The following is a 21,071-nucleotide window of genomic DNA, read 5'->3' as shown; positions in this document are numbered from 1 at the left end:
TAGGCCCATTGGGCGTAGCTCTCAAGTGCCATTGCCCCCAAAGCAGGTCCCTGATGAGGCTTAAGTCGGCCTCCTTGGGTAGCATCTCCAAGCCATGCCGGCTGGCACATGCCAGAATATCATGAACACATGAATTCACGTCTGAGCATGCGATAACAGTCCACTGCCGGGTTGTCTTAGTTCAAGGGCTAGGCGATAGGACGCCAAGCAAGGCCGCTGGCATCGCCCGTGTCGCGTTTACGGACTTCGGTTAGCCGGATCCGCCAACGACATACACATGGCCATGCACAGGACGCACTGTCGGCCTTTCAGTTGAACCCTCCGGATCGCACGTCTTAACCCAGTTTCGCCCGCGTCACGTTGGCGCGGGCATCTCTCCCAAAGGATCTCCTCTTATGCCTCTCAACCGAAATGGCCTCGAACCCGCCGACCTTTCCGCCCCGGCTCTGGCCCCGGCCACCGAGCCTCCGTTGCCGACGGAAGTTTATGACCGTCTGGTTCGCATCGTAGATCGCTGCCTTGGCGAATTCGGCATGAACCCAACCGAAGTCTCTGACCTTGCCGTCCGGTCCGCTGTCGATTGCGGCTTCGCTTCGGACGATCCCGAAATCGAGCGATATCGCAAGGTGGCCGTTGATCTCGCCTGGCAACGGCGTTCCGGCAAGCCTGCGAGTTCCTGACCCTGCGTCAGCTGGGTGGCCATCCCCTTCACGCTCCGTGGCATTTGGCCACGGAGCATCACCCTTACTTATTGGAAATAACAAATGGCGGGCATCAATCTCGGTGGAATTTACGCCGATCTGGACATTCGCACGGGCAATCTCGATCAGGGTTTGGCTAAAGCACGGAATGCCCTCGACGCAGTGAACAAGGAGGTCAAGCAACTTCAGCAAGACTTTGCTGACGGAGCGATCACGGCGTCAGAACTCAGTAACCGCATGGCAGCCCTTGGCACCACTGCGGCCGAGTTGACTACTCGGATGAATGCTGCATATACGGCAACCACGACGCTCAGCACTGGCTTGGAAATCCTGAACGCCAATGCAAACAGCATGACACAGTCCTCCGCGCGTATGGGCCAGGCGCTCATGCAGCTTGGCTACATCGCGGACGACGTTCAGTACGGATTTTCGGGGGTCGTCAACAATATTGGCCCACTTGTTTATGGATTGGGCGCGACAGCTGGCGTTGCGGCTGCGGCTCAGGTTGCTGCCGTGGCGGTATACCAACTCTACACGCATATGGATCAATTCCAGGAACTTATCGGGATTGGCGCAACGAAGACTGAAGCCGAGGAGATGGAGCGATTGGCCAAGGCGACGAGCCGAACGGCCGACGAACAAGAGCGATTGAATAAGTACAAGGAGCAAGAGAAGAAGATTCAGCAGATGATGGGAGGCCAGTCCAAGGAAGAGGCTTCCACAGAAAAAGCCGTCCAGGATATCTATAACGAAGCCGGGGTAGGCAAGCTTACGGGAACGTTGGCCGCCAAGATGCAGGCACCAATGACCCCTGCCCAGGAGGCGGAACTAGGTGGCGCTCGACTGAGAATGCTGAGCATCAAGAAACATGCCTGGCTCATTCCTCAATCTGCCGAAGAGACCGGCCGCAAGGCTGATGCGGAATTTGACGCTGTCTCTAAAAAAATCGAGGACGCCCGCAACAAGGAAGCCGTCGAGCGTGCCCAAAAACTGATGGTTGCCGCCAAGCGGAACGACGCATCGGGAGACCAAGCCCGGCGGTCGATCATATCCAAATTAAGCGACCCGAGCGATCCTCTACACAGCGTAGCCTTGCAACTCGGAGACGCTGGCCCGGAAGCTAGGGCAAAGGCCGAAAAGGCGGCAGCCGACGCGGCGGCAAGAAATGAGGCGGCAAAGGCGGCCGAGGAACGAAGGATCGAGGCCGAGAAAGAGCGAAAGCGAGTCCAGGCTAAAGACGAGGCAGATCGACAACGGCAGGTCGGCCGTCTCGGATTCCTTGAAGAACAACATGTTCTCGGGCAGTCCAGCGAGGAAGAAGAGACGGAGATGCGTCGGCTTCAAGCCAAGGAAAAGGAACGCAAGGAGAAGGAAAAGGTTCGCCTCCAAGCCTCTGATGATGCGGATCGACAACGGCAGGTCGGCCGTCTCGGATTCCTTGAAGAACAGCACGTTCTTGGCCAGTCCAGCGAGGAAGAAGAAACCGAGTTGCGTCGGCTTCAAGGGCAGGACGAGAAAAGGAAGGGACGCGAGGCGAAGCAAGCCGAGCGGGAAAGCCTTCGGATCGGGAAAGAGGCCGCCCCTGGCGACATGAAGACCATCGCCGAAATGCTGGCGATGCAGGAGATTGGCGGGGCGATCGCTCCTGGCGTGGCTCGACTCCGAATCGCTGAAGAACTCATGCGGAACGGAGCAAACGCCGAACAAGCCGGCTTAGCCTCCAAGGAGATCGACAAGGATGCCAAGGGCGATATTCAAAAGGGACTCACGAACCGACTCTTGGAGCAAGAGAACAAAAAATCCGAAGTCTTCGATGCGTCCACACTGGCGGCCCGAATCCAGTCTTCCGTGGGCGGCAATGACAGAAAACAAGAACTCAGTTACCTCGAGTCAATGAAAAAGTCTCTCGAAGAAATGGCGCGAGCCGGCGTCTTGAATGTAAGGATCGAAAAACGCTAATGCCAAGGTAGCCCCTCTCCCCCGCGAATGGAATCGCGTCGGGGAGGATGCCCACCATCCCGCGATCGGTGAACCCACCCACCCGTCACAGCCGCCCTGGCTGAACCCACCCCCGGTCGAATCGATACCGAACTATCCGGGCCGATGACGCGACTCCAACCTAATGGCGGCCCCGGCCCACGCTGCCTCGAGCCGGGAGCCAGCCACCTCGATTGTCCTTGGGTAGCTTGAAGCACCACACTCCATGAGGCTCCCGATATGACCGCTACCAGCGTCCAACCTGGCACCTCCTCCTCATACGCCGTTTCCCCTGCCGCCATCTCAGACGATGTCATGGAAGGTCTGGCCGAGGGGATAGCCCAACTTGTCCGACAGGGCTTTGACGCCGAACTGATCGTCGAGCGAATCGACCGGGCCGCCGAGGCATTGGGACTGCCCGCAAGTCATCCGACGCGTCGAGCATTCCGGGAGGCTGCCAAGGCCAGGGCGGGTGAGGCTGTCGAGCGTGCCACGAAGCGACGGATTGCACGATCGATGAGGCAAGCGGGACACGCGCGGGACGCGTGGGTTAACCCGGCCGGCCTTGCCCTGGGAGAATGACGCGAGGGGCACGGAGGCCCCGCCCTCCTGGGTGGCGTCCTGGCTCCCCGTCCGTCCCGACCCGCCTGAGCCGAAATGAGCGGCAGTCACGAGTTAGCCACACTCGCGTCGGCGTAGCGATGCTGGCACGCCGACGAGAGTGTGGCAACGAGAGGGGACTTTCAGCGGCCCCTCCGGTATCGTCCCCAGCTCCGTACCACAATCCTTGTCAAATTAAAACGAAACAGCAAATTTATATGCTGGCTTGTTAAGTGGACATATCCGGCAACACTCACTGGCCATCACACCTCCTCAATCACCGGGCAGTGCTCCTTCAAGATCGGGCGCGAGGAGCGATGGAACGGGCCACTGGAATATGCGTTCCAGGCCGAGTCTTGTGGCATCGTTTTGCACAGCAGGATAAGATGTTTCTCGCCAGTGATACCCGATGAACGGTGGCCGACCCAATTAAGCCGCCCACGAGCCGCTTCAGGTGCCGCGTACGCACGGATGGAAAATGTTATGAATGAATTTTTCTTCATTGGTTGAAATAGGCTCTATGGTCCCGAATTCAGATTCCGATCAACACGCAGACGACACCGTCTTCGGCCAGCGTGATTGGCTCCAAATCACGCTCTCCTCCATCGGCGATGGTGTGATCACCGCCGACCGAGACGGCCGCGTGAACTACCTCAATCCCGTCGCCGAGAAGCTCACCGGCTGGACGCTCGCCGACGCGGTCGGGGTGGAGGTTGAGCAGGTCTTCGCATCATCAACGAGACGACGAGGGAGCCGGTCGCGCAGCCGGCCAGGAAGGTCATCGAGCGAGGGCTGACCGTGGGTTTGGGGAACCATACCCTGCTCATTGCCCGAGACGGCAGCGAGCGGCCCATCGACGATAGTGCGGCGGCGATCAAGGATGATCGCGGCAACGTCGTCGGCGTCGTGCTGATCTTTCGGGACATCACCGCACGGCGACAGGCCGAGTTGGCGATCGAGTCGGCCAAGGAATACGCCGAGAGCATCGTGACGACGGTGCGAGAGCCGCTCCTCGTCCTCGACTCGCAGCTCCACGTCAGGTCGGCGAATCGCTCGTTCTACGAGACGTTCCAGGTCAATCCCGACGAGACCGTGGGCCGATTCCTCTATGGTTTGGGGGACGGGCAATGGGACATCCCGGCGCTGAGGACGCTGCTTGAGGAAATCCTGCCGCGAAACCCATCATTCCATGATTTCGAGGTGAGCCACGACTTCGAGCATATCGGCCCGAGGACGATGCTCTTGAATGCTCGGTGCTTCCCGCCCGAGGGCCAATTCGAGCTGATTCTCCTCGCCATCGAGGACGTCACCGACCGGAGGCAGGCTGAGCGAGCGGTGGAGGAAGCCGAGAATCGCAAGGACGAGTTCATCGCCATCCTGGCTCACGAGCTCAGGAATCCGCTCTCGACCATCAGTCTGGCCGCCAATCTCTTGCAAACTGCGGCTTCGGAAGACGATCGCTCCTGGGCCCTCGGGGTCGTCGGCCACCAGGTCAAGAATCTCAACCGCTTGATCGAGGATCTGCTCGACGTCTCCCGCATCTCGCAAGGGAAGATCCACCTGCAGAAAGAGGACATCGACCTTGCCGCCGTCATCGCCCGGTCGGTCGAGTCCGTCACGGCCCTGGTCAAGGAGCGGGAGCACGAGCTGACGGTCTCCGTCCCCCACGAGCCGATGGAGGTTGTAGGCGACCCAACGAGGCTGGAACAAGTCTTCGGGAACCTCCTGACGAACGCCGCCAAATACACGGAGAAAGGTGGCCGCATCGCGGTCACTGCAACGGCCGAAGGGGGAAATTTCCTGGTCCGTGTACGGGATACCGGCGAGGGGATCTCTGACGAGATGATGCCCGGCTTGTTCGAGATGTTCACGCAGGTCGAATCGTCCACGCACCATTCTCGGGGCGGCCTCGGCATCGGCCTGTCGCTCGTGAAGACCCTCGTGGGGATGCACGGGGGGAGCGTGCAGGTGGCGAGCGACGGCGTCGGACTGGGGAGCGAATTCAGCGTCCGCTTGCCTGCCTTGGTTCAGTGAGATGTCTCAAGTCGTCGTTGCAATCGCCTGATGAGCCTGGCAAGCTAACCAGCCGAATCCATCGACCCCACGACAACCTAAGCCCCGCCACTCAGCATGATCGCGGGCCGGCGGGACTTTTCTGTGCGCGGAGGTTCTCGGGGTGCGTGCGGCGGCCACTGACCACCACATGGCAGTTTCATGCCAAGCGACCATCGCTCATCCCCTCGCCGGACGATCCAGCCCAGGGGATGAGCCCGGAGGGGAACCGGTTGACGTGGAATGCCACTCAAAGAAGTGGATGGCCTCAACAGAACGGGTAACCTCAGGCTCTATCGCCATAAGGCCGTCAAGCGCTCGCAGCTAATCGGCTGTTTAACGCCGAGCTACGGTGTATTTCCATGACGCAGCCGGCCATTTGCCTGTGGCAATGAAGGTTTCCCAATCTGCTCGAAGCCATACCCTCGTAGCCGTTCCGATTCGCGAGTGGGGTGGGGGAAAGTAGCCGCCCCCAATCCATTTGATGATCGCGGGGACCGTGACACAAAGCTCGCGGGCAATCTCGTGGCTGCGGATAAAAAGCGGCTTGGAATCGTGAACCTTCTTGGGCCGGCCTCGCTTGGCCTTGGGTAGCGTCTCTATCGTCTCAGGCTCCGTCGACACGATGATGGACTCCTTTTCAACCCGCGAACGCCTCACATCGTATGTCGGATTACGAGGCTCAGGAGCGCGCGGCGATTTTGGACGTCAAAACGACCTTGGCCCATATCGTCGGCGAAACGCCGGCCTCGGCCCCGCTTGACCCTCGGCGCGGGCGTCACGTTGATCTGCCACGACCAGGACGGCGGCCACGACTGATCGTACCGGCCACTTGCGCGATGCCGCCCAGGCAGCTAGGAGAAGCGAAGAGGCTTCCCGTCCGGCCGAATGATGGGCCGTTGGTCGCCTCGGGCTCGCGTGTCCTTTGGGCGGCCCTGGCGAGCGTATTCCATTGCTGGCGCAACCTCGCAGGATTCGAGAAAGGCCGCAATGTGATCGTCGCTAATTTGGATCTTGCCGGCCCCCTTGCGAATCCCAAGCCGCCGATGCCCTAGTCGCTTGGAAACGACCAAGGCGTAGACGGCAGTGACGTTCAGGCCAATCAAGGGGGCAGCCTCTTTGACGCTGTGCCAGTTCATCGGTGGTTCTCTCGGTTTTATGGGAAGTACGCGACTTCTTTGACTTCGACCGCTGGCCGGGCAGATCACGAGGCGACAGACCTACTCAGCTTCCTCGCCGGGACGCCCAACCATGTAGCTGAACCCTTCTGGCAAAAATTGAGGTGGCACGAGTCGTCCACGTGTCATCATCTCTTCTGCTACGATTCGGGACAATTCGTTCATCACTGGAGCCATTTCTTCTTCGAGCCAGCTAATTCCCTTGGACTCTATGGTTCGAGACATCCAAAGCATGAGCATGTTAATGCAAGTCTGGCTGGCCATCTTGTCTTGGTCCAGCATGCTCAATTTGCTTTTTGCCTTAAGGATCGCTAGGGCAACCTGGAATTGCCCCTTGATGTCTTGGTTGGTTTGCACAGCAAATTGATCGGGAAAATACCGGTTGAGATCTCGCCTTGTTTTTGATCCAGGCGACTTCTCTTTCGCCATGCTGTGATCTCGCTTTGCTCGGGAATTCAGAAATTGTCAGAAACCACGAGAGGCGACGTTTCATTCTCTCATGCAAATACAATGGTTACGTCTATATTCGTGGCGATCGCCTTGCCAGCAGGCGATCGAAACAAGCCACGAATGGAGCAAGAGCTTGAAAATCAACGCTCATCGAGCGTCTTCCAGGCGTCTTCGGGCCATAGACCGGATGACACGAATTCATCCCAATGGGCACGGAGCCAAAGCCGAGTGCATGCCCCAGGTCGGCATCGTTGGGGCGGAAAGTATTCTTCGGCCACCCACTTGTAGAGCGTGACCGTGTTGACCCCGCATTCGCGAGCCATTTCGGTGCCAGTAATGAACACCGTGGGCGCGGTTGAAACGACCTTTTTCGGTCGGCCGCGTCCTCGCTTGACCTTGGGCGGCGGTGCTTGAGGTGACTTGGTGGACATAATCATGCTGATGGACTCCCCTACGTGGGCAAACACCTAGCATCCCCGCTATCAGCGGCGCAAGGCGTGAGATCGTGCTGCCGCAGTGGACAACTTGCGACCTAAGTCCAAATTATCGAAAGAATGCCTGCTATACAACATAGAAATGAGAGCCGATTCACAAATTCAGAATTTATGAGAAATCATAGCTTTATGATCAATGCGATAAAACGAAAATGCAAATCGTTTCTAGCATAGCACTTACGTTCGGCGATTTCACCAAAGCGAGTCAACCGACAGCCAAATCGGGCAGCACAAAATAACTTTGGCCGGAATCTTTCCTCTCTTTTGAGACCCGGATTTTGATTTTATTTAAGTCTATGAGAGGCAATTTCACGGTCTAAAGGTGGGGTAGGTCTCCTTGCCTAGGGGAACGTCGCCTGCCCCGGCTTGCCAATAATCTCATTTGCCTTGGATGTTCAAAAAACCGGCGGCGGGCGGATTCACCGGACTTTCCTTCAAGGATGCTGAGGCCTAAACTGTTGTATCCTATTCGGTTGCCCACATGGAGTCCGCCCCATGGCCGATGTCCCGCGACGGGCGAAGACCATCCGCCCCCTGAAGAAGGCGATTCTCGACGGCCCGCCGATCGAAATGCGATTCCCGATTCCTCTGGAGCCTGCCCAACAGAAAGAGCTGGCCGAGCTGCTGCGACCCCTGCTTTCTCATGGGAAGCGGCGAGTTACCGTCACTGCCGACAAGGTTGTAATCGAGGGTGTGTTGGTCCGCGATTCCAAGCCCGCGAGAGACGCACTTGCGAGATTCAGGGAATCCGTCTGTCCGAAGCCGATTCGATTTAGGGGCCGCGACTGACCCGTCTCACCCGAAGACTTGGAGTGATCGATGCCTGAGAGCAAAGAATTGATCGCGTTCATGATGGGCGCGAAAGACTTAGACTTCTTGGTGTGGGCGATGGACTTCCTGAAGGGCGGCCCTCACGACGAAGAGAAACGGATCGCCTACTGGGAGGATCAATTCGTTGACGCTATGGCGAAACATTTCCCGGATTTCGAGCCGGGAGAAGATGTCGGCTAATGCACCTTCTCGCCGAGAATCTCCCGAGCATCGTTTTTAAGGATTTGACTGGGCAAAAAGCGATAGTCAGCGTGAATCAAGCTTTTCTTGATTTTGGAGCGAGGTAGGTTATGTCTCTGGCTGAAAGTATTTCGCTCGCCCGAGACCTGTTTGATCGGATCGTGAACGGCGATTCGCTTGCGATACTTCGCGCCATGGTTGAGGGCGAGCCGCGAGCTGTCGAGAGCGAGTGGTTGGAATTCAAGGCATTTCCTTGGAATGATTTCCTCGACCCGATGAAGGGTTACGATCCCAAGAACTTAAAAGAGAAGAAAAAGGATTTCATCAAAGAGACGTGGAGCCAAGTTCTGTCTGCTTTTGCTAACACGCAGGGCGGCGTTTTAATTTGGGGAATCCATGCTGCGAAACGCGATGGAGTCGATGAGGCGTTCTCGTTTCAGCTCGTGCCGAATCCTAAAGCGTTGGCTACGCGTCTGATGGAATTGCAGTGTGCGTCCGGCGGACCACGTCCCCCTTCGCAACTGGCCGAGGGGCCTCGGCCACTTTGGTGACCGTCGGTCGAAACCCTGCGCGGTGTCATGATCCGGCGTCAACAGACGCGACGCGCGCTCGAACCCGTGTCGAGCCTGGCCCGAACACCGCGGTGGGAGCGCGCCGCGTTTCGAGTGCCGGCGGGAGCCGTTGTCAGCTCGGGGAACCGTCGGCGATGGGACCCTCTGGGGTCGCCGCAGGATCGGCGGCTTGGGGAGGCGACCAACGGTCAGGGAGAAGGTCGGCCAGATTCTCTTTGGGAAGCACCGGCAATCGGGATAGCACGTCGCGCAGGTAGACGAACGGGTCATGACCGTGACGCTGGCAACTCGACACTACGCTGAACAGCACGGCCATGGTCTTCCCGCCGGTCTCACTCCCAGTGAAAAGCCAGTTTTTTCGTCCAGTCGCGATTGTCTTCATATGTTGCTCGGCTACGTTGTTATCGATCGACAGGTAGCCCGAACTGGTGTACCGTTTCAACGCCTCCCAGTGGTTCTTCATGTAACCGATCGCCCCTCCCATCGGACTCTTGGGGAGCACCTGCGGTCGCTCCTCCTTCAGCCACTTCTCGAGGCTCTCCCAAACTGGCACCGCCCGCTCCTGGCGCACCCGTAGCCGAATCGCGGCCCGTGTCGGCTCGTTGGCGTCCTCAGGCAGCTTGGCGAGCTCTGCTTTGATCTGCTTCTCGATCGCGTAGAGCTGGCGGTAGTAGGCCAGGGCCGTACTCGCTCTCGTTAGGTCCGTCTTCTGCGCCTCGACGAACTTGCGGCGGGCGTGGGCGTTGCAACCCACCTCCACGACGTTGCCGCCCGCGTAGATGCCGTCGTAGCCGCTGAAGGCATCAGCCTGCAAATAACCGCGAAACCCTGAGAAACAGACTCGGACCGTCTCGCTTATGGCTCCTCGTGAAATCAAAACATTGTAAGGATAAAGATGATCGCCGAAGTAGATCCAGAGCCGGGCCAAGGCCTTGATCTTTCGCTCCGAGTCCGCAGCTTCACCGACGTGTCGTCGGTGTGAATCGTGCCGCACAACAGGACCAATGTCTTCATCAGGTCGTAGAGCGGCTCGAGACTTTGGCGGCGCCGGCCATCCAGTCGCAGAGGGTTGAGCGTGACAGCTCCACCCTTGCCGGGCCAGGCGGCGTTCCTGGCGATGGAGTGGAATATGATCGGCATACTTTCCGTGATCACATGAGCTAGTAGTCCCGGTCCAGGCAAACCCTTGGGGATCGGCTGGGCTGGCTTGCCGGCGGTGACGACTTGACCTTCGCAGTGCGGGCAGGCGTAAGTGCAGCGCGTGCTCGACCACGAACAAGGTCGCCGGCACATAGTCGAGTTGCTCGCTGCGTTCTGCGCTGATCTGGGCTCGGGTCTCGCCGCATTGCGGACAGCGGCGTTCGGCTTCGGTCAATTCGTAGACCCGAGGCTCGCGGCGGAGGTTCTTGGGCAAGGGCCTGCGGCCGTGAGATCGATTCTTCTTCGCGGGGGCCGCACCCGGCTCGGGCTCGGGCTCGGGTGCGACCGCGTCGCCGGTGACCGAGGGTTCGGGTTCCGGGGCCAGCGGTTCGAAGGCGTCGGGGATAAGCAGCGGTTGATTGGGGTCGAAGCGTTCGGTGCGTGGGCCGTAGAGCCGCCGCAAAAGGAGGTCGAGGCGATGTTGCAATTCCTCGTTCTGACGCCGTGTTTCGCGAAGGGCGGCGAGCAGTTCGATGATCATCTGCTGGAGGAAGGCAGGATCACTGGGCAACGTCGCCGTGGGATCGGCAGGGTTTCAAAGGTGATGGGGCGGGCGTCTTCGCTCATGCACTTTAGACGCATGAGGTTCTTATATTATTCGATGATTCTTTGGAAAACGCGGCGGCCGGCCGGGACTCACACCGTGGCTCTGGGGACGGGTCGGTGATAGCGTTTGCCGCGTTTCACGCTCGAGAGGTCGATCCCTTCGAGGAGCATGACGAGGTCCGCGGCGCGGACCTCGACGCGGGGCTGAGCCTCCGGAGACGGCGGAAAGCGAAAGGTGCCGGCTTCCAATCGCTTGTACCAGATTGCGTACCCGTCCTCCTCCCAAATCAGGAGCTTGATGCGATCGGCGGCCCGGTTGCGGAAGACGAAGATGTCTCCCGAGAGCGGATCGCCCTGGAGCCCGTCGCGGACCAGGGCCGCCAAACTGTCGAACGATTTTCGCAGATCGACCGGCTGCGCCGCGAGCCAGATCCGGACGGTTGGAGACAAGCTCACCATGACCGTTCTCCGGCTTCGAGCAGTTCAACGACTTGCACGAGGGTCTGAGGGTCGAACCCGGCCCCGACCCGCAAGCAGCGTCCATTGGCCAGCACGACCTCGATGCTCCCGGCGGGCGACTCCGCCTTGTCGGCGAGCACATGCACAGGAAGAAACGCGGGCTTGGGCTGGTCGCGCCGCTGGAGTTCCCGCCGCCACCAATAAAACGACGGCGCACTCACGCCCTCGGCCAGGCAGAACGCCCGGACCGACAGTCCACTCCGCTTCCACCGGGCCAGAACCAGCCGCCAGTACGGCTCCCGCCCGTTTCTCGATCCTGCCACTCGGCCCATAGTTCACCCCCTTTCGGCCATGCACCGATCGTAGCATGGGCCGCAAGAAGGGGTTCACCGGACGCACACGAATTGCATCATGAAGCGACCGACCCTCCCTTGCCAGGCATACGGGTCGAGCCCTTCATTGATTCTGTTGACGGCAAGGGATTCGTCGTCTGCTACATCCCGCAGGGCGAGCATGTTCCTTATCGCGCCGAACACAACCAGAAACAATATTTTCTTCGCGTTGGGGATGATTCAATTGTTCCAAGCAGAGTGATCTTGCGCAGGCTTTTCTTTCCGCAAGTCCAACCGCGATTTGAAATTACAACCACGCTAGAGTATGAATGCGATGGGGAGCGATACGACAGCAGATTTAAATTAAGATGCCATGCCTTGATTGACAATACTGGTAGTGCCTCAGCCAAAAATGCGACAATTGCACTCCGCTGGAACCTTCCGGATTCAGTTGCGATCACAGCAGATTCTTTGTGGAAGCGTGTCGTCGGAAGCCGTCATGATCATGCGTTTGCAACTGGCTCAGATATTCATCCAGGCTTTTACTCCAATTTCTACGTGACGAAGCATTGGCCGACTGGCAAATTAATCGCGACACTCCCTGGTTCGGGTGCCAATGAATTTAGACCACGGTTCCCCGAACTGGAAATTGAGTACTTCGTGTTCGCCGAGAATTATGAACCCGAAAAACACCGGGTCGTCTTCTCCGATGAAGGTTTTCTCTTGGAGAAGGTCCAAAAGAAGAAGGGCGAGGTCATGATCCTGCGGGTCGGAAATTAAGAGATGGTCTAGTCCGACCCGTTACGTGCTCCTATAACGCTCCCCACTCCAGCGACTCCATGCCCGATCCTCAAGCGCACTTGATCGCGTTCACCTTGGCTAGCCGATTCGTTGAAGCCTACACATTCAAGTCACTCGCCGAGATCGTTGCAATTCGGCCAGAGCCATACCACGTCACGTCGTCCGTGTGGAAAAGTGACCGCCAGAACCCAACCGACTTCTGCCCGTACTTGAAGTCAATAACGGCGTTACCTCCTTTCACACGCACCTTTCCAGCCATCGCTCTTTTAACGTCGTCGAGCGTACGAAGTTGGGCATGCTGGAAAGCTCCGCCAACCTCAACGGAAACCGCGCCTAAGTCCCTTGATTTGGGCGGCCTTCCTTCAACGAAGTAGATGTTTCCAGACTGCGACCAATACATCATCATCGCTCCAGAACAACGATGAGTTCGTCGCGATTACCACCAACAAACCCTGGAATGCTGGCCGTGGTAGCGGCAATTACCCGCCAGCCTTGGCCAGCATAAGCATTCATGGCCTCCTCAAGTTTCGCCGGGTCAAATTTGCCCGAGAACCATTTATCTTTTTGTGTTAGCACCTTGTATTCCCACTTTTTATTCATTGGAGCCTCATTAACGGATCGCGAATCCTGGGGCAAAAATGGCGGCGCGTGATCTTCGACCGTCTTTAGGGAGTCAGGGAGGGCCCCGACGTCATCCATAGGCGGTGTTAGCTTGTCGGCGTTCTCCGCGACCAAATCAAGAATCAAGTCGGGTACGGGTTCGTCGATAAGCTTGTCAAAATCAGGAGGATCAAAAGGGGTTACCTCGAAGCGGCTGCCGCATTCGCCGCACTTGATACGTCTGCCCGCAAAGTGCTCGGGTATCTGGCCAGCTTTCGAGCAATTGGGGCAAGTCACGGAAAGCATTTTAAGACCACTCCATCGGGGTCTGTCGGCGAACGGTCACTTCGTTTGTAGTGATTGCCTGAACACTTACCCCACTACTATGGGGTTCAAGGTCGACCGATGCAAGCCGGAACTCGGATTCCGCCACTTGTCGCCCGTCAGACCGTTCCCGGATCGACTTCCTCTGAGCGGCGTGACTCTCGGGCGAAATCACGGTCCACGATGGGCCGAATCGCCTCCGTTAGATACTCAGCCAGAGTAAGGCCCCGCAGTTCTGCGACGAAACGGCCGCGAGCTACAACGGTTCGATCTAATTTGACCGATATGTCATCGCGGGCTGATTTGGGCCGCCCAGAGCCGGGGCGAGTGCCGCCATGACTTGATTTCTTGGCCACGGTTCTTTCCTCGCTTATCTCACGCACTGTATAGCCTCACGTATTGAGTCACTAGATTCTAGCTGCCAATTTACGACAGTGAAACAAGATTCATTTTAGCACCACAGTCACCAAAATCAAAAAATCTTGCGAGCAATCCTTGATTTTAGTGACTGGCAAGCTATACTTCAAGTGTCGAGGGAAGGAACGGCCGACCTGAGACGAAAACGGGGCCGCGAGTGCTAGTAACACTCCGGCCCCACGGGAAACCCTGCTGAAACAGGATCTCCAATGGCCATTATCGCACACGTCCTGCCGACCGACAAGCCCCGCACAATCAACGGCCGCTACGCCAGCCCGGCCGCTTCCTGGGGCATCCAAGAGGTTCTGATGCCGCTCGGGCAGCTTGCCTACCGCGTTGGCCCTGCCGGCAAAATCTACGCCGATAAGGCCGCCGCCGAACGGTTCGCCCTGGCCCGTCAGAATCGCTTGGTTCGCCCCAACTGAGGTCTCCCGAGGGGGCCGCCCAGCACGTGGCTGGGTGGCCTGGCTCGCCCCTTCGACTTGCCCAGGGAGACTCAGCCAGATGACGACCGCCACCCAAGAGCAGACCGCACGCCCCGGCCGCAGCACTCCAATCGACTCCCGCACGCTGCCTGCCATCGACGGTTCCGGTTTGACAATTCAAGAATGGTTTCGGGTCAACGGATGCCGGAATCGGGCCAAGGCCGCCTATGCCGTTGATAGCCCGATGGCCGAGCATGACGAGATTGAGTATGTCGGTCGCAAGGCCGCCCAGGACGAGCTACGCCGAACGCTGAAGGATCGGCCGGTGGCCCCGGAGCTCGCCAAGCCGGCCCCCGTCATCGAGACCCCGATCGTGATTCCGAACACCCACGACCGGGAGGCTCATCCGATGACGACCGCCGAATTGCTCGCCCGCCGCGAAGAACTGCAAGCCGAACTTACCACCGCTCCGGACTTCAAGCGTGAAACCCCGTGGTATCGCGATCGGGTGAACGCTCTGGAGCGGGTAGACCGTCAGCTTGCTCGCCTCGGACTCGCCCCGGCCGACCGCATCGAACTTGCCGCCCAGGCCGCCGCATGGAATGGCGATCGAACCGAGGGAGCCTCACAGCCCCACCGGCTTGAGGTTGTCCACGACGAAGACGATGAGCTTTGGTGGGGCGAGAACGGCCCGACTCGATTCGATCACTTCGCCTTGCACGCCGACTGAGCCAGGGCGATTGAAATCCACCCGGTCGCGCGAGGGGCGGAAATGCCCCTTGCCGCTTACCTTCGCTGCGGACGCCACCAAAACGCTTCGCATCCCAGACCCATGTTGCCTCTCGACCATCACCAAAGGAATTTCAGCATGACTACCGCAACCGCCAAGACCGCCGCCCAAGTGCCAGCCGCCGCCAAGCATACCTCCAAGGTCGCCTCATCGTCGTTCACATTCGGCGGTGAGACCCGGCCCCTGACGGCCGACGAGTTCAGCCACGCTCGGTTCGTTGTCCGCCGCTGGGATTCGGCCCGTGGGTTCGTCGCCAAGCAGTTCGGGCATGCCGATGAGACCGACGAGTTTCAGGCCGCCCGCAAACGGCTGGAATCTTTCGAGGGTGATGACCTGGCGTATTTGCGGGCCGCCAAAGGGGACCGGGATCTACTCCAGGCCGACCAACTTCAGAGCTACGCTCGATACTCGGCCCACATGTACGATCCCGAAAGCATCGAACGTGCGACGTGGATGATGCTTCGATCAGCCGAGGTCGACGTCATCAGGCTCGTTCACGCCCTGGCTGAATCCGCCGCGAGCACTATGCCGGGATTGTCGTTCGATGCCCCGGTTCTGATTCTCGACGGCCACCAGTTCTCGATTGCGTTCCTCGACGAAGACTACGACGTCTCTGACGCTCGCTTGATCGTCAAACCCCTGCCGGGAGCTAACCAGGGTGATCGCGAACCGTCGCTGAACTGATTACCCATCGCGAGCGTGGGAACAGACGAGAACGCCACACAGGGGATTGCCGCCGCCGCTGGCTCGCCTTGGGTGGCCTTCTCGTTGCGCCGAGCCCCCCTACCCCACTACCGGATAACTACCGGATTGCTACCGGGCGAGTCTCCCGTTACCGCAATTCTTCGCATGGTATTGCGCCGGTAGGTTAGCGTTTGCAAATGGAACGGCATTCGGTATAGTGTTCTAGAGATTGAACTTACTACGATTTCACTTGGTAATTTGGGCTGCCTCCGAAGCCAAAGGTTGCAGGTTCAACTCCTGCCGGGCACACTGAAACATAAACCCCTGGTTTCCTAGGGGTTTTTTGTTGGCCGAGTCTTATCAAAAACGAATTACTTAAAGGGCAATCAGCGTTCTACGTGTCATTCCAAAATAAGCTAGGGCTGGTCACCCACCCAATTGCTTTGTGAGAAATTCTTCGAGAAGGATTTCCAAACTGCTCACATCGAGAACCTGGTTTTCCCAGGATGCGTCAGCCTCTTCCAGTGCATCCTGGTAGCGGGCACGATTGCTGACAATCTGCTCCGGGATAGTGAGCTTACCCGGAGGAATGAAATTGAGACATCGGCAAAGTACGAGGTAAGACGCCGCGCGTGCGGTGCGTCCATTCCCACCAGCGAAAGGATGAATCCAGTTGAGCCGCCAGAGAACATAGGCCGAAACTTTAATTGCCCCCCATTCCTCATGCGTACTGGACTCCTCGCACATCTGATCGAGAAAGCCTTCGACGTAGAGAAACCTTGGGGGCTTATGCTTCGCCCCTTGGATCGTGACTGACCATTGCCTACAACTTCCCGCACAACTGTAAATATCCTTGATCGCAACTTCGTGGGGGCGTTCGATCTCAGATCGCGAAATGATTTGCGAGTGGGTGGGTGTTGCGAAGAGGCGTTTTACCTCATCAAACAAAAGAAGACCGTTTGTGGCCTCCTTTTGAATCTTCTCGGATTCGTTACTATAGAGCGGCTCGCCCAACTTGCTCTTACCACGAAGACACTAACGTGCTGAATAGCCACGCCTCAGTGACAGCGACGCACGTGCCACCACTTCCCGGGTGACCCTCTTGTCTTCGTAATTCGTATTCCCAAAGGCGAAGCTAATCCGTTGTTCTTCAATCTCAGCGGGAGTCATCTGGACTTGCCGCGCCTTCTCGATCAGCGCTAGCAATTTGTCAGACATCGCATCCCTCGCTTCTTTCCAAACAGCTCTGCATCCGATCTTAAGCAAGCAATTCTACCCGCGAATCGTATGCTGTAAATACGTTAAAACAAATAATACGTTCGACAAGTTGACTCGGCCTTCTTGGGCCGAGCGTCCGGACCCTCGGTCTTTATTCTAAGGTAGAGCCGACAAGGATTTCCGTCAAACTGTCCCAAGGGGAATTTTACCGTTCAGAGGAAGAACCGCCCGGATATTATCGTGATGACCGAGATAAAAATCAAACAAATCTAGTGCCAAATCGAAGCTTTCTCCACGCTTCTCGCCAGCAAGTCTGCTGACTTCATTGTTATTCCCTTTGGCTCATGAGGAAATCCAGGGTGGTGGCCCCATCAATTCGACCGCAAGTCGATTCCTGCCAACCAAATGACCAAGGGCGAACGGTGACCGTCCCAAAGTAAGGCAAAATGCATCGTGTACGAACTCGACGTCTTGCAGAACAAAGCAAGGCGTGGATTCGGGCAATTTTCACCAGACATCTTCATGCAATTGTGCCGACATTAAGCCAACAGTCCACTACTTAACAGTGCCAAGTTGCCGGGGGACTGGATGGGGACGATCCCTCGACCTGCTTGTGGCAAGCGAATGCAAAGCCTTTACTTCGGAGGGCTTAACCAGGGAACCCAACGCGGCTTCGATGCCGTAAGTCGCTACTCGCACAGTAGACAAAAAAATTACCACCTTGGAATAGTCAGCGAACTTGGCGGAGATGATCGTCACCAGCCACATGAGGAACTGATCGAGCGGAATGACCGAATGGCTTTTCTCGCGAGCCGACTCGTCGCGTACGTTCAGATTTCGCGACTCGCCCGGCGGGGGTCGACGTGATAACTCCTCGACCATGCCAAGGTCGCGCGTCAACCTTGACAAGGCCGATCAGAACAGTTCAGGGCGCACAACGCCTTCACCCGCGATCCGCATTGGCCGGCCGAGTCGGTCGGGGACGGTGGCGTCGGGGTCGATGCCGAGCAGGTGGAAGGCAGTTGCCAGGGTGTCTTTGGGAGAGACCGGCGTGTCGAGGACTTCGCCGCCGAGTCGGTCGGTTCGGCCGATGACCCGGCCCCCGGCCACTCCCCCGCCGGCGAAGGCGGTCGAATAGGCTCGAGACCAGTGGTGCCGCCCTGCTCCCTTCGGCTTCGAGTCGATCAGGGGGGTCCGGCCGTGCTCGCTCAGCCACATCACCAAGGTTTCGTCGAGCAAGCCGCGGCGTTCCAAGTCGAGGATCAGGCCCGAGAACGCCCGGTCGAACCCGGGGAGCAGGTAGTCCTTGAGTCTCGGGAAGTGGTTGGCGTGCGTATCCCAGGCGCACCCGGCGAAGATGCCGAAGGCATCCCAGAAGACGGTCACAAACCGACATCCCGCTTCGACCAACCGACGCGCCGCCAGGGCCGCCTGGCCGAACATCGTCATCCCGTAACTCTCGCGAACAGCCATCGGCTCGCGACGGATATCGAGCGCCTCACGGAAGGAAGGGTTAGTCAGCATCGAGAAAGCACGCCCCTGGTGCTTGTCGAAGGAGCGAGACGCCTCAGTCGCATCCACGCCAGCTCGCGCCTGGTCGAATTGTTCCAAGAGGCTCCTGCGCGATCGAAGGCGTCCCGGAGTGAGCTCCCCGGGGGCCTGTCCCTCGGCGGAAACGCCAAAGTGACCACCGGGTTCGACACCACAGTAGGGGTCGAGAAAAGTCCGGGTCTGTTGATCGCTGAGCATCGGCCCGAGGCCAGTCCCCTTACCGTCGAAGTCGCCCCAGACGGGGTCATACGCCTTGCCCAGGAACGCGGCATACGGGCCGGCCAGTGGAACCGTGTCGGCGCGGGAATTCAGGACCCAGGGCAAGCCGACGTTCCTCGGAACCGCCGACGAGGGCCCGCGCGGATCGTCGCGTTCCGCCATGTAGTCGACGACGGAACCGATGAAGGGCCAGTGCCTCGGATCGTGGGGCGCGGCCTCGAGGGCCGGCGTGTAGGACGGGATGCCGCTAACTGCGTAGGCCACTCCATGCACAGGGAAGTCGTGCGTCATCGAGCGGACCACCGTCACGCGATCCATGACCTGGGCGATTCTCGGCAGCCCTTCGCAGATGTGCAAACCGGGGACGACGGTCGAGATCGGCTTCATCTCACCGCGAAACTGCTCGGGGGCGTCGGGCTTGGGGTCGAACGTCTCATGCTGGGGGGGAGATCCGTAAGGGAAGAGCAAGATGCACGCCTTCGCCTTGCCGAACGACGAGGCCCGCGAGATCGCCGCGGCCTGGGCCTCGCCCAGCCGCAACGCATCGTCCAACGTCAAGCCCAGCGCCCCCAGGCCCCCGATGTGCAGCAAGTCGCGGCGCGTCAATCCATCACACAGGGTCTTCTCGGAACCGAGAATTCGCAGCATCCCGCTCCCCCTTCGTCCACCGGCCCGTTCGTCGGATGACCCGCCTACTATCCAACATTTGCGAATCATCAACAACGAATTTATCTCAGGAGGCCAATTCGTCAATTCGTGAGGACCACCGCCGTAACCATAAACGGCTGTAGCCACCACCAAAGCCGGGGAGAAAGCCACAACCGTTCCCGCGAAGGTGCCCCTCCCGATTGCCAGCGGTGAACGCGAATCGCTACATTATCGCCGTGGCGTGGCGGTCGCAGACCAGGCGTGTTATGCGATTCACTCGATGGTGACGCTTCCGCTTCGGGAACGTTCGACGGGATTCTGATCCGTTCCCGCACTCTGGCCCCGGGATGAATTCATGGCGATTCTTGTCGTTGGCGGTGCTGGCTATATCGGCAGTCATACAGTCCGCGAGCTTGAGAAGGCTGGCCAGCAGGTCTGGGTCTTCGATAACCTGAGCCAGGGACACGCCAGGGCGGCACGAAGCGATCGCTTGATCCAGGGCGACCTCCTCGACCGAGCGGCGCTCGACGAGGCGCTGCGCGGCCGGGGCATCGATGCGGTGATGCACTTCGCGGCATTCGCGTCGGTCCCTGAGAGTGTCGCTCAGCCGGCGAAATACTACCGCAACAACGTGGTCGGCACCCTCAACCTGCTCGACGCGATGCACGCCGCGGGGGTGAGCCGAATCGTGTTCTCGAGCACGGCCGCCGTCTACGGTGTCCCTGACGTCGTGCCGATCTCCGAGGAAAGTCCGACCCAGCCGATCAATCCCTATGGCTTCACCAAACTGGCCATCGAACGGGCGCTGGCCGACTATGCGCACGCCTACGGTCTGGGCTACGCGGTCCTCCGCTACTTCAACGCCTGCGGCGCCTCGAGCGATGCGACGATTGGCGAAGATCACACCCCCGAGACCCACCTGATCCCAATCATCCTGCAAGTCGCGCTCGGCCAGCGTGAGAGCCTCTCGATCTTCGGCGACGACTACCCCACGCCTGACGGAACCTGCATCCGCGACTACATCCACGTCGAAGACCTGGCTGACGCCCACGTACGTGCCCTGGCGAAGATCGAACCGGGCCGAGGGCTGACCTACAACGTCGGCACAGGCGTCGGCGCCAGCGTCCGCGGCGTGTTGGACGCAGCCTTGCGAATCACGGGGCGGCCGATCCCGGCGGTCGTGTTCCCCCGCCGTCCCGGCGATCCGCCCGCTCTGGTCGCTTCCTCCGATGCCATTCAGCGCGATCTGGGCTGGTCGCCTCGGTTCACGAGGATCGACGACATCGTGGCCTCGGCCTGGAAGTGGCACTCCACCCATCCCAACGGCTACGCATCCCGATGACAACCCCGAGGGAGACCCCTTGCGATGACCAAGCCGACCCCGGAACCGATCGACCCCATGAAGCTGGTGGATTTGGCCTTGGGCGTCATCAAGGCGGCCCGCTTCCCCATGCTCGCGACAATCGACGGTGACCAACCGCGAGTCCGGCCCGTCTCACCGGTCCGGACCGTGGGCTTCACCGTCTATGTGGCGAACTTGCGAAGCTACCACAAGACGGTCGAGATCGAGGCCAACCCCAACGTCGAACTCTGCTACCTCGACGAACACCACGATCAGGTCCGGATCACGGGCCTCGCCGAGGTGGTCACCGATCGCGACCTGCTCCAGTCAATCTGGGACTCCAACCCGCTCTTACGCCAATATCTCGGGGCGATCGACAACCCACAGTTCCTCCTCTACCGAATCCGACCGGCTCGCGTTCGGTACATGAAGGAGTGGGCGCTCGATTATCACGAGGTGGACTTCCAACCTTGAGCGTGT

22 protein-coding genes are annotated in these 21,071 nt (G+C 59.0%); 12 read left to right on the top strand and 10 right to left on the bottom strand.

Features of this window, described 5'->3' with window-relative positions; all coding sequences use genetic code 11:
• Positions 1–395: 395 nt before the first annotated feature.
• Together V5E97_RS10020 and V5E97_RS10015 are read left to right on the top strand one after the other, a co-directional pair.
• On the top strand, positions 396–680 hold the full coding sequence (locus V5E97_RS10020) for a hypothetical protein (protein WP_406699182.1): 285 nt from the start codon (positions 396–398) through the stop codon (positions 678–680).
• An 84-nt stretch (positions 681–764) separates the two neighbouring features.
• Positions 765–2,660, top strand: a complete 1,896-nt coding sequence (locus V5E97_RS10015) for a hypothetical protein (RefSeq protein ID WP_406699181.1) — start codon at positions 765–767, stop codon at positions 2,658–2,660.
• Between the two features lie 321 nt (positions 2,661–2,981).
• On the opposite strand, the gene V5E97_RS10010 is transcribed toward V5E97_RS10015, so the two are convergent.
• Positions 2,982–3,350, bottom strand: coding sequence for a hypothetical protein (locus V5E97_RS10010; RefSeq protein ID WP_406699180.1), 369 nt, complete (start codon positions 3,348–3,350; stop codon positions 2,982–2,984).
• 448 nt (positions 3,351–3,798) lie between these two features.
• Here V5E97_RS10010 and V5E97_RS10005 point away from each other — a divergent pair, with 448 nt between their 5' ends.
• Together V5E97_RS10005 and V5E97_RS10000 are read left to right on the top strand one after the other, a co-directional pair.
• Positions 3,799–4,074 (top strand): PAS domain-containing protein, encoded by a 276-nt coding sequence (locus V5E97_RS10005; RefSeq protein ID WP_406699179.1) that lies wholly within the window; start codon positions 3,799–3,801, stop codon positions 4,072–4,074.
• Between the two features lie 2 nt (positions 4,075–4,076).
• Positions 4,077–5,312 (top strand): PAS domain-containing sensor histidine kinase, encoded by a 1,236-nt coding sequence (locus V5E97_RS10000; RefSeq protein WP_406699178.1) that lies wholly within the window; start codon positions 4,077–4,079, stop codon positions 5,310–5,312.
• Positions 5,313–6,184: 872 nt separating this feature from the next.
• On the opposite strand, the gene V5E97_RS09995 is transcribed toward V5E97_RS10000, so the two are convergent.
• From V5E97_RS09995 to V5E97_RS09985, 3 genes are all read right to left on the bottom strand, one after another.
• Positions 6,185–6,469, bottom strand: a complete 285-nt coding sequence (locus V5E97_RS09995; protein ID WP_406699177.1) for a hypothetical protein — start codon at positions 6,467–6,469, stop codon at positions 6,185–6,187.
• Between the two features lie 81 nt (positions 6,470–6,550).
• Positions 6,551–6,937 carry a hypothetical protein gene (locus tag V5E97_RS09990; RefSeq protein ID WP_406699176.1) on the bottom strand — a complete coding sequence of 129 codons (387 nt, stop codon included), beginning with the start codon at positions 6,935–6,937 and terminating at the stop codon, positions 6,551–6,553.
• Positions 6,938–7,098: 161 nt separating this feature from the next.
• Entirely contained in the window at positions 7,099–7,395 is a 297-nt protein-coding gene (locus V5E97_RS09985; protein ID WP_406699175.1) for a helix-turn-helix transcriptional regulator, read from the bottom strand.
• A gap of 876 nt (positions 7,396–8,271) precedes the next feature.
• Here V5E97_RS09985 and V5E97_RS09980 point away from each other — a divergent pair.
• Positions 8,272–8,463 (top strand): hypothetical protein, encoded by a 192-nt coding sequence (locus tag V5E97_RS09980; protein ID WP_406699174.1) that lies wholly within the window; start codon positions 8,272–8,274, stop codon positions 8,461–8,463.
• Positions 8,464–8,573: 110 nt separating this feature from the next.
• Complete coding sequence (locus V5E97_RS09975) at positions 8,574–9,014, top strand: ATP-binding protein (RefSeq protein ID WP_406699173.1); 441 nt, start codon at positions 8,574–8,576, stop codon at positions 9,012–9,014.
• Between the two features lie 133 nt (positions 9,015–9,147).
• Here V5E97_RS09975 and tnpC read toward each other — a convergent pair whose 3' ends face one another.
• The 3 genes from tnpC to tnpA all read right to left on the bottom strand — a co-directional run bounded on the left by tnpC (position 9,148) and on the right by tnpA (position 11,572).
• A complete protein-coding gene (tnpC, locus tag V5E97_RS09970) occupies positions 9,148–10,746 on the bottom strand; it encodes an IS66 family transposase (RefSeq protein ID WP_406699172.1) in 1,599 nt (532 codons plus the stop codon).
• 125 nt (positions 10,747–10,871) lie between these two features.
• The gene (gene tnpB / locus V5E97_RS09965) at positions 10,872–11,240 is read right to left on the bottom strand and encodes an IS66 family insertion sequence element accessory protein TnpB (protein ID WP_406694550.1); all 369 of its coding nucleotides are present in this window, start codon (positions 11,238–11,240) and stop codon (positions 10,872–10,874) included.
• Complete coding sequence (gene tnpA, locus V5E97_RS09960) at positions 11,234–11,572, bottom strand: IS66 family insertion sequence element accessory protein TnpA (protein ID WP_406694549.1); 339 nt, start codon at positions 11,570–11,572, stop codon at positions 11,234–11,236. Before tnpA ends, tnpB begins: the two co-directional genes overlap by 7 nt.
• 72 nt (positions 11,573–11,644) lie before the next feature.
• On the opposite strand from tnpA, the gene V5E97_RS09955 reads away from it, so the two are divergent.
• Positions 11,645–12,352, top strand: a complete 708-nt coding sequence (locus V5E97_RS09955) for a hypothetical protein (protein ID WP_406699171.1) — start codon at positions 11,645–11,647, stop codon at positions 12,350–12,352.
• Positions 12,353–12,775: 423 nt separating this feature from the next.
• Here the strand turns inward: V5E97_RS09955 and V5E97_RS09950 are convergent, their stop codons facing one another.
• On the bottom strand, positions 12,776–13,279 hold the full coding sequence (locus tag V5E97_RS09950) for a DUF4177 domain-containing protein (RefSeq protein ID WP_406699170.1): 504 nt from the start codon (positions 13,277–13,279) through the stop codon (positions 12,776–12,778).
• Positions 13,280–13,923: 644 nt separating this feature from the next.
• Between V5E97_RS09950 and V5E97_RS09945 the strand changes: the two genes are divergently transcribed.
• From V5E97_RS09945 to V5E97_RS09935, 3 genes are all read left to right on the top strand, one after another.
• Positions 13,924–14,139 carry a hypothetical protein gene (locus V5E97_RS09945; RefSeq protein ID WP_406699169.1) on the top strand — a complete coding sequence of 72 codons (216 nt, stop codon included), beginning with the start codon at positions 13,924–13,926 and terminating at the stop codon, positions 14,137–14,139.
• A 79-nt stretch (positions 14,140–14,218) separates the two neighbouring features.
• Positions 14,219–14,869, top strand: coding sequence for a hypothetical protein (locus tag V5E97_RS09940; RefSeq protein WP_406699168.1), 651 nt, complete (start codon positions 14,219–14,221; stop codon positions 14,867–14,869).
• Positions 14,870–15,007: 138 nt separating this feature from the next.
• Positions 15,008–15,613: a hypothetical protein gene (locus V5E97_RS09935; RefSeq protein ID WP_406699167.1), complete on the top strand. Its 606-nt coding sequence runs from the start codon at positions 15,008–15,010 to the stop codon at positions 15,611–15,613.
• Between the two features lie 426 nt (positions 15,614–16,039).
• On the opposite strand, the gene V5E97_RS09930 is transcribed toward V5E97_RS09935, so the two are convergent.
• Both V5E97_RS09930 and V5E97_RS09925 read right to left on the bottom strand, forming a co-directional pair.
• On the bottom strand, positions 16,040–16,627 hold the full coding sequence (locus V5E97_RS09930; RefSeq protein WP_406699166.1) for a Fic family protein: 588 nt from the start codon (positions 16,625–16,627) through the stop codon (positions 16,040–16,042).
• Positions 16,628–17,746: 1,119 nt separating this feature from the next.
• Positions 17,747–19,249, bottom strand: coding sequence for a DUF1501 domain-containing protein (locus tag V5E97_RS09925; protein ID WP_406699165.1), 1,503 nt, complete (start codon positions 19,247–19,249; stop codon positions 17,747–17,749).
• Positions 19,250–19,604: 355 nt separating this feature from the next.
• Between V5E97_RS09925 and galE the strand changes: the two genes are divergently transcribed.
• Both galE and V5E97_RS09915 read left to right on the top strand, forming a co-directional pair.
• On the top strand, positions 19,605–20,591 hold the full coding sequence (gene galE / locus V5E97_RS09920) for a UDP-glucose 4-epimerase GalE (RefSeq protein WP_406699164.1): 987 nt from the start codon (positions 19,605–19,607) through the stop codon (positions 20,589–20,591).
• A gap of 24 nt (positions 20,592–20,615) precedes the next feature.
• Entirely contained in the window at positions 20,616–21,065 is a 450-nt protein-coding gene (locus V5E97_RS09915; RefSeq protein WP_406699163.1) for a pyridoxamine 5'-phosphate oxidase family protein, read from the top strand.
• Positions 21,066–21,071: the final 6 nt, after the last annotated feature.

Origin of the sequence: Singulisphaera photorubra (assembly GCF_045290345.1) — a bacterium.
Taxonomy (GTDB): Bacteria; Planctomycetota; Planctomycetia; order Isosphaerales; family Isosphaeraceae; genus Singulisphaera.
Note: the sequence above shows the minus strand (reverse complement) of the source record. Positions and strands in the feature narration are given on the sequence as shown.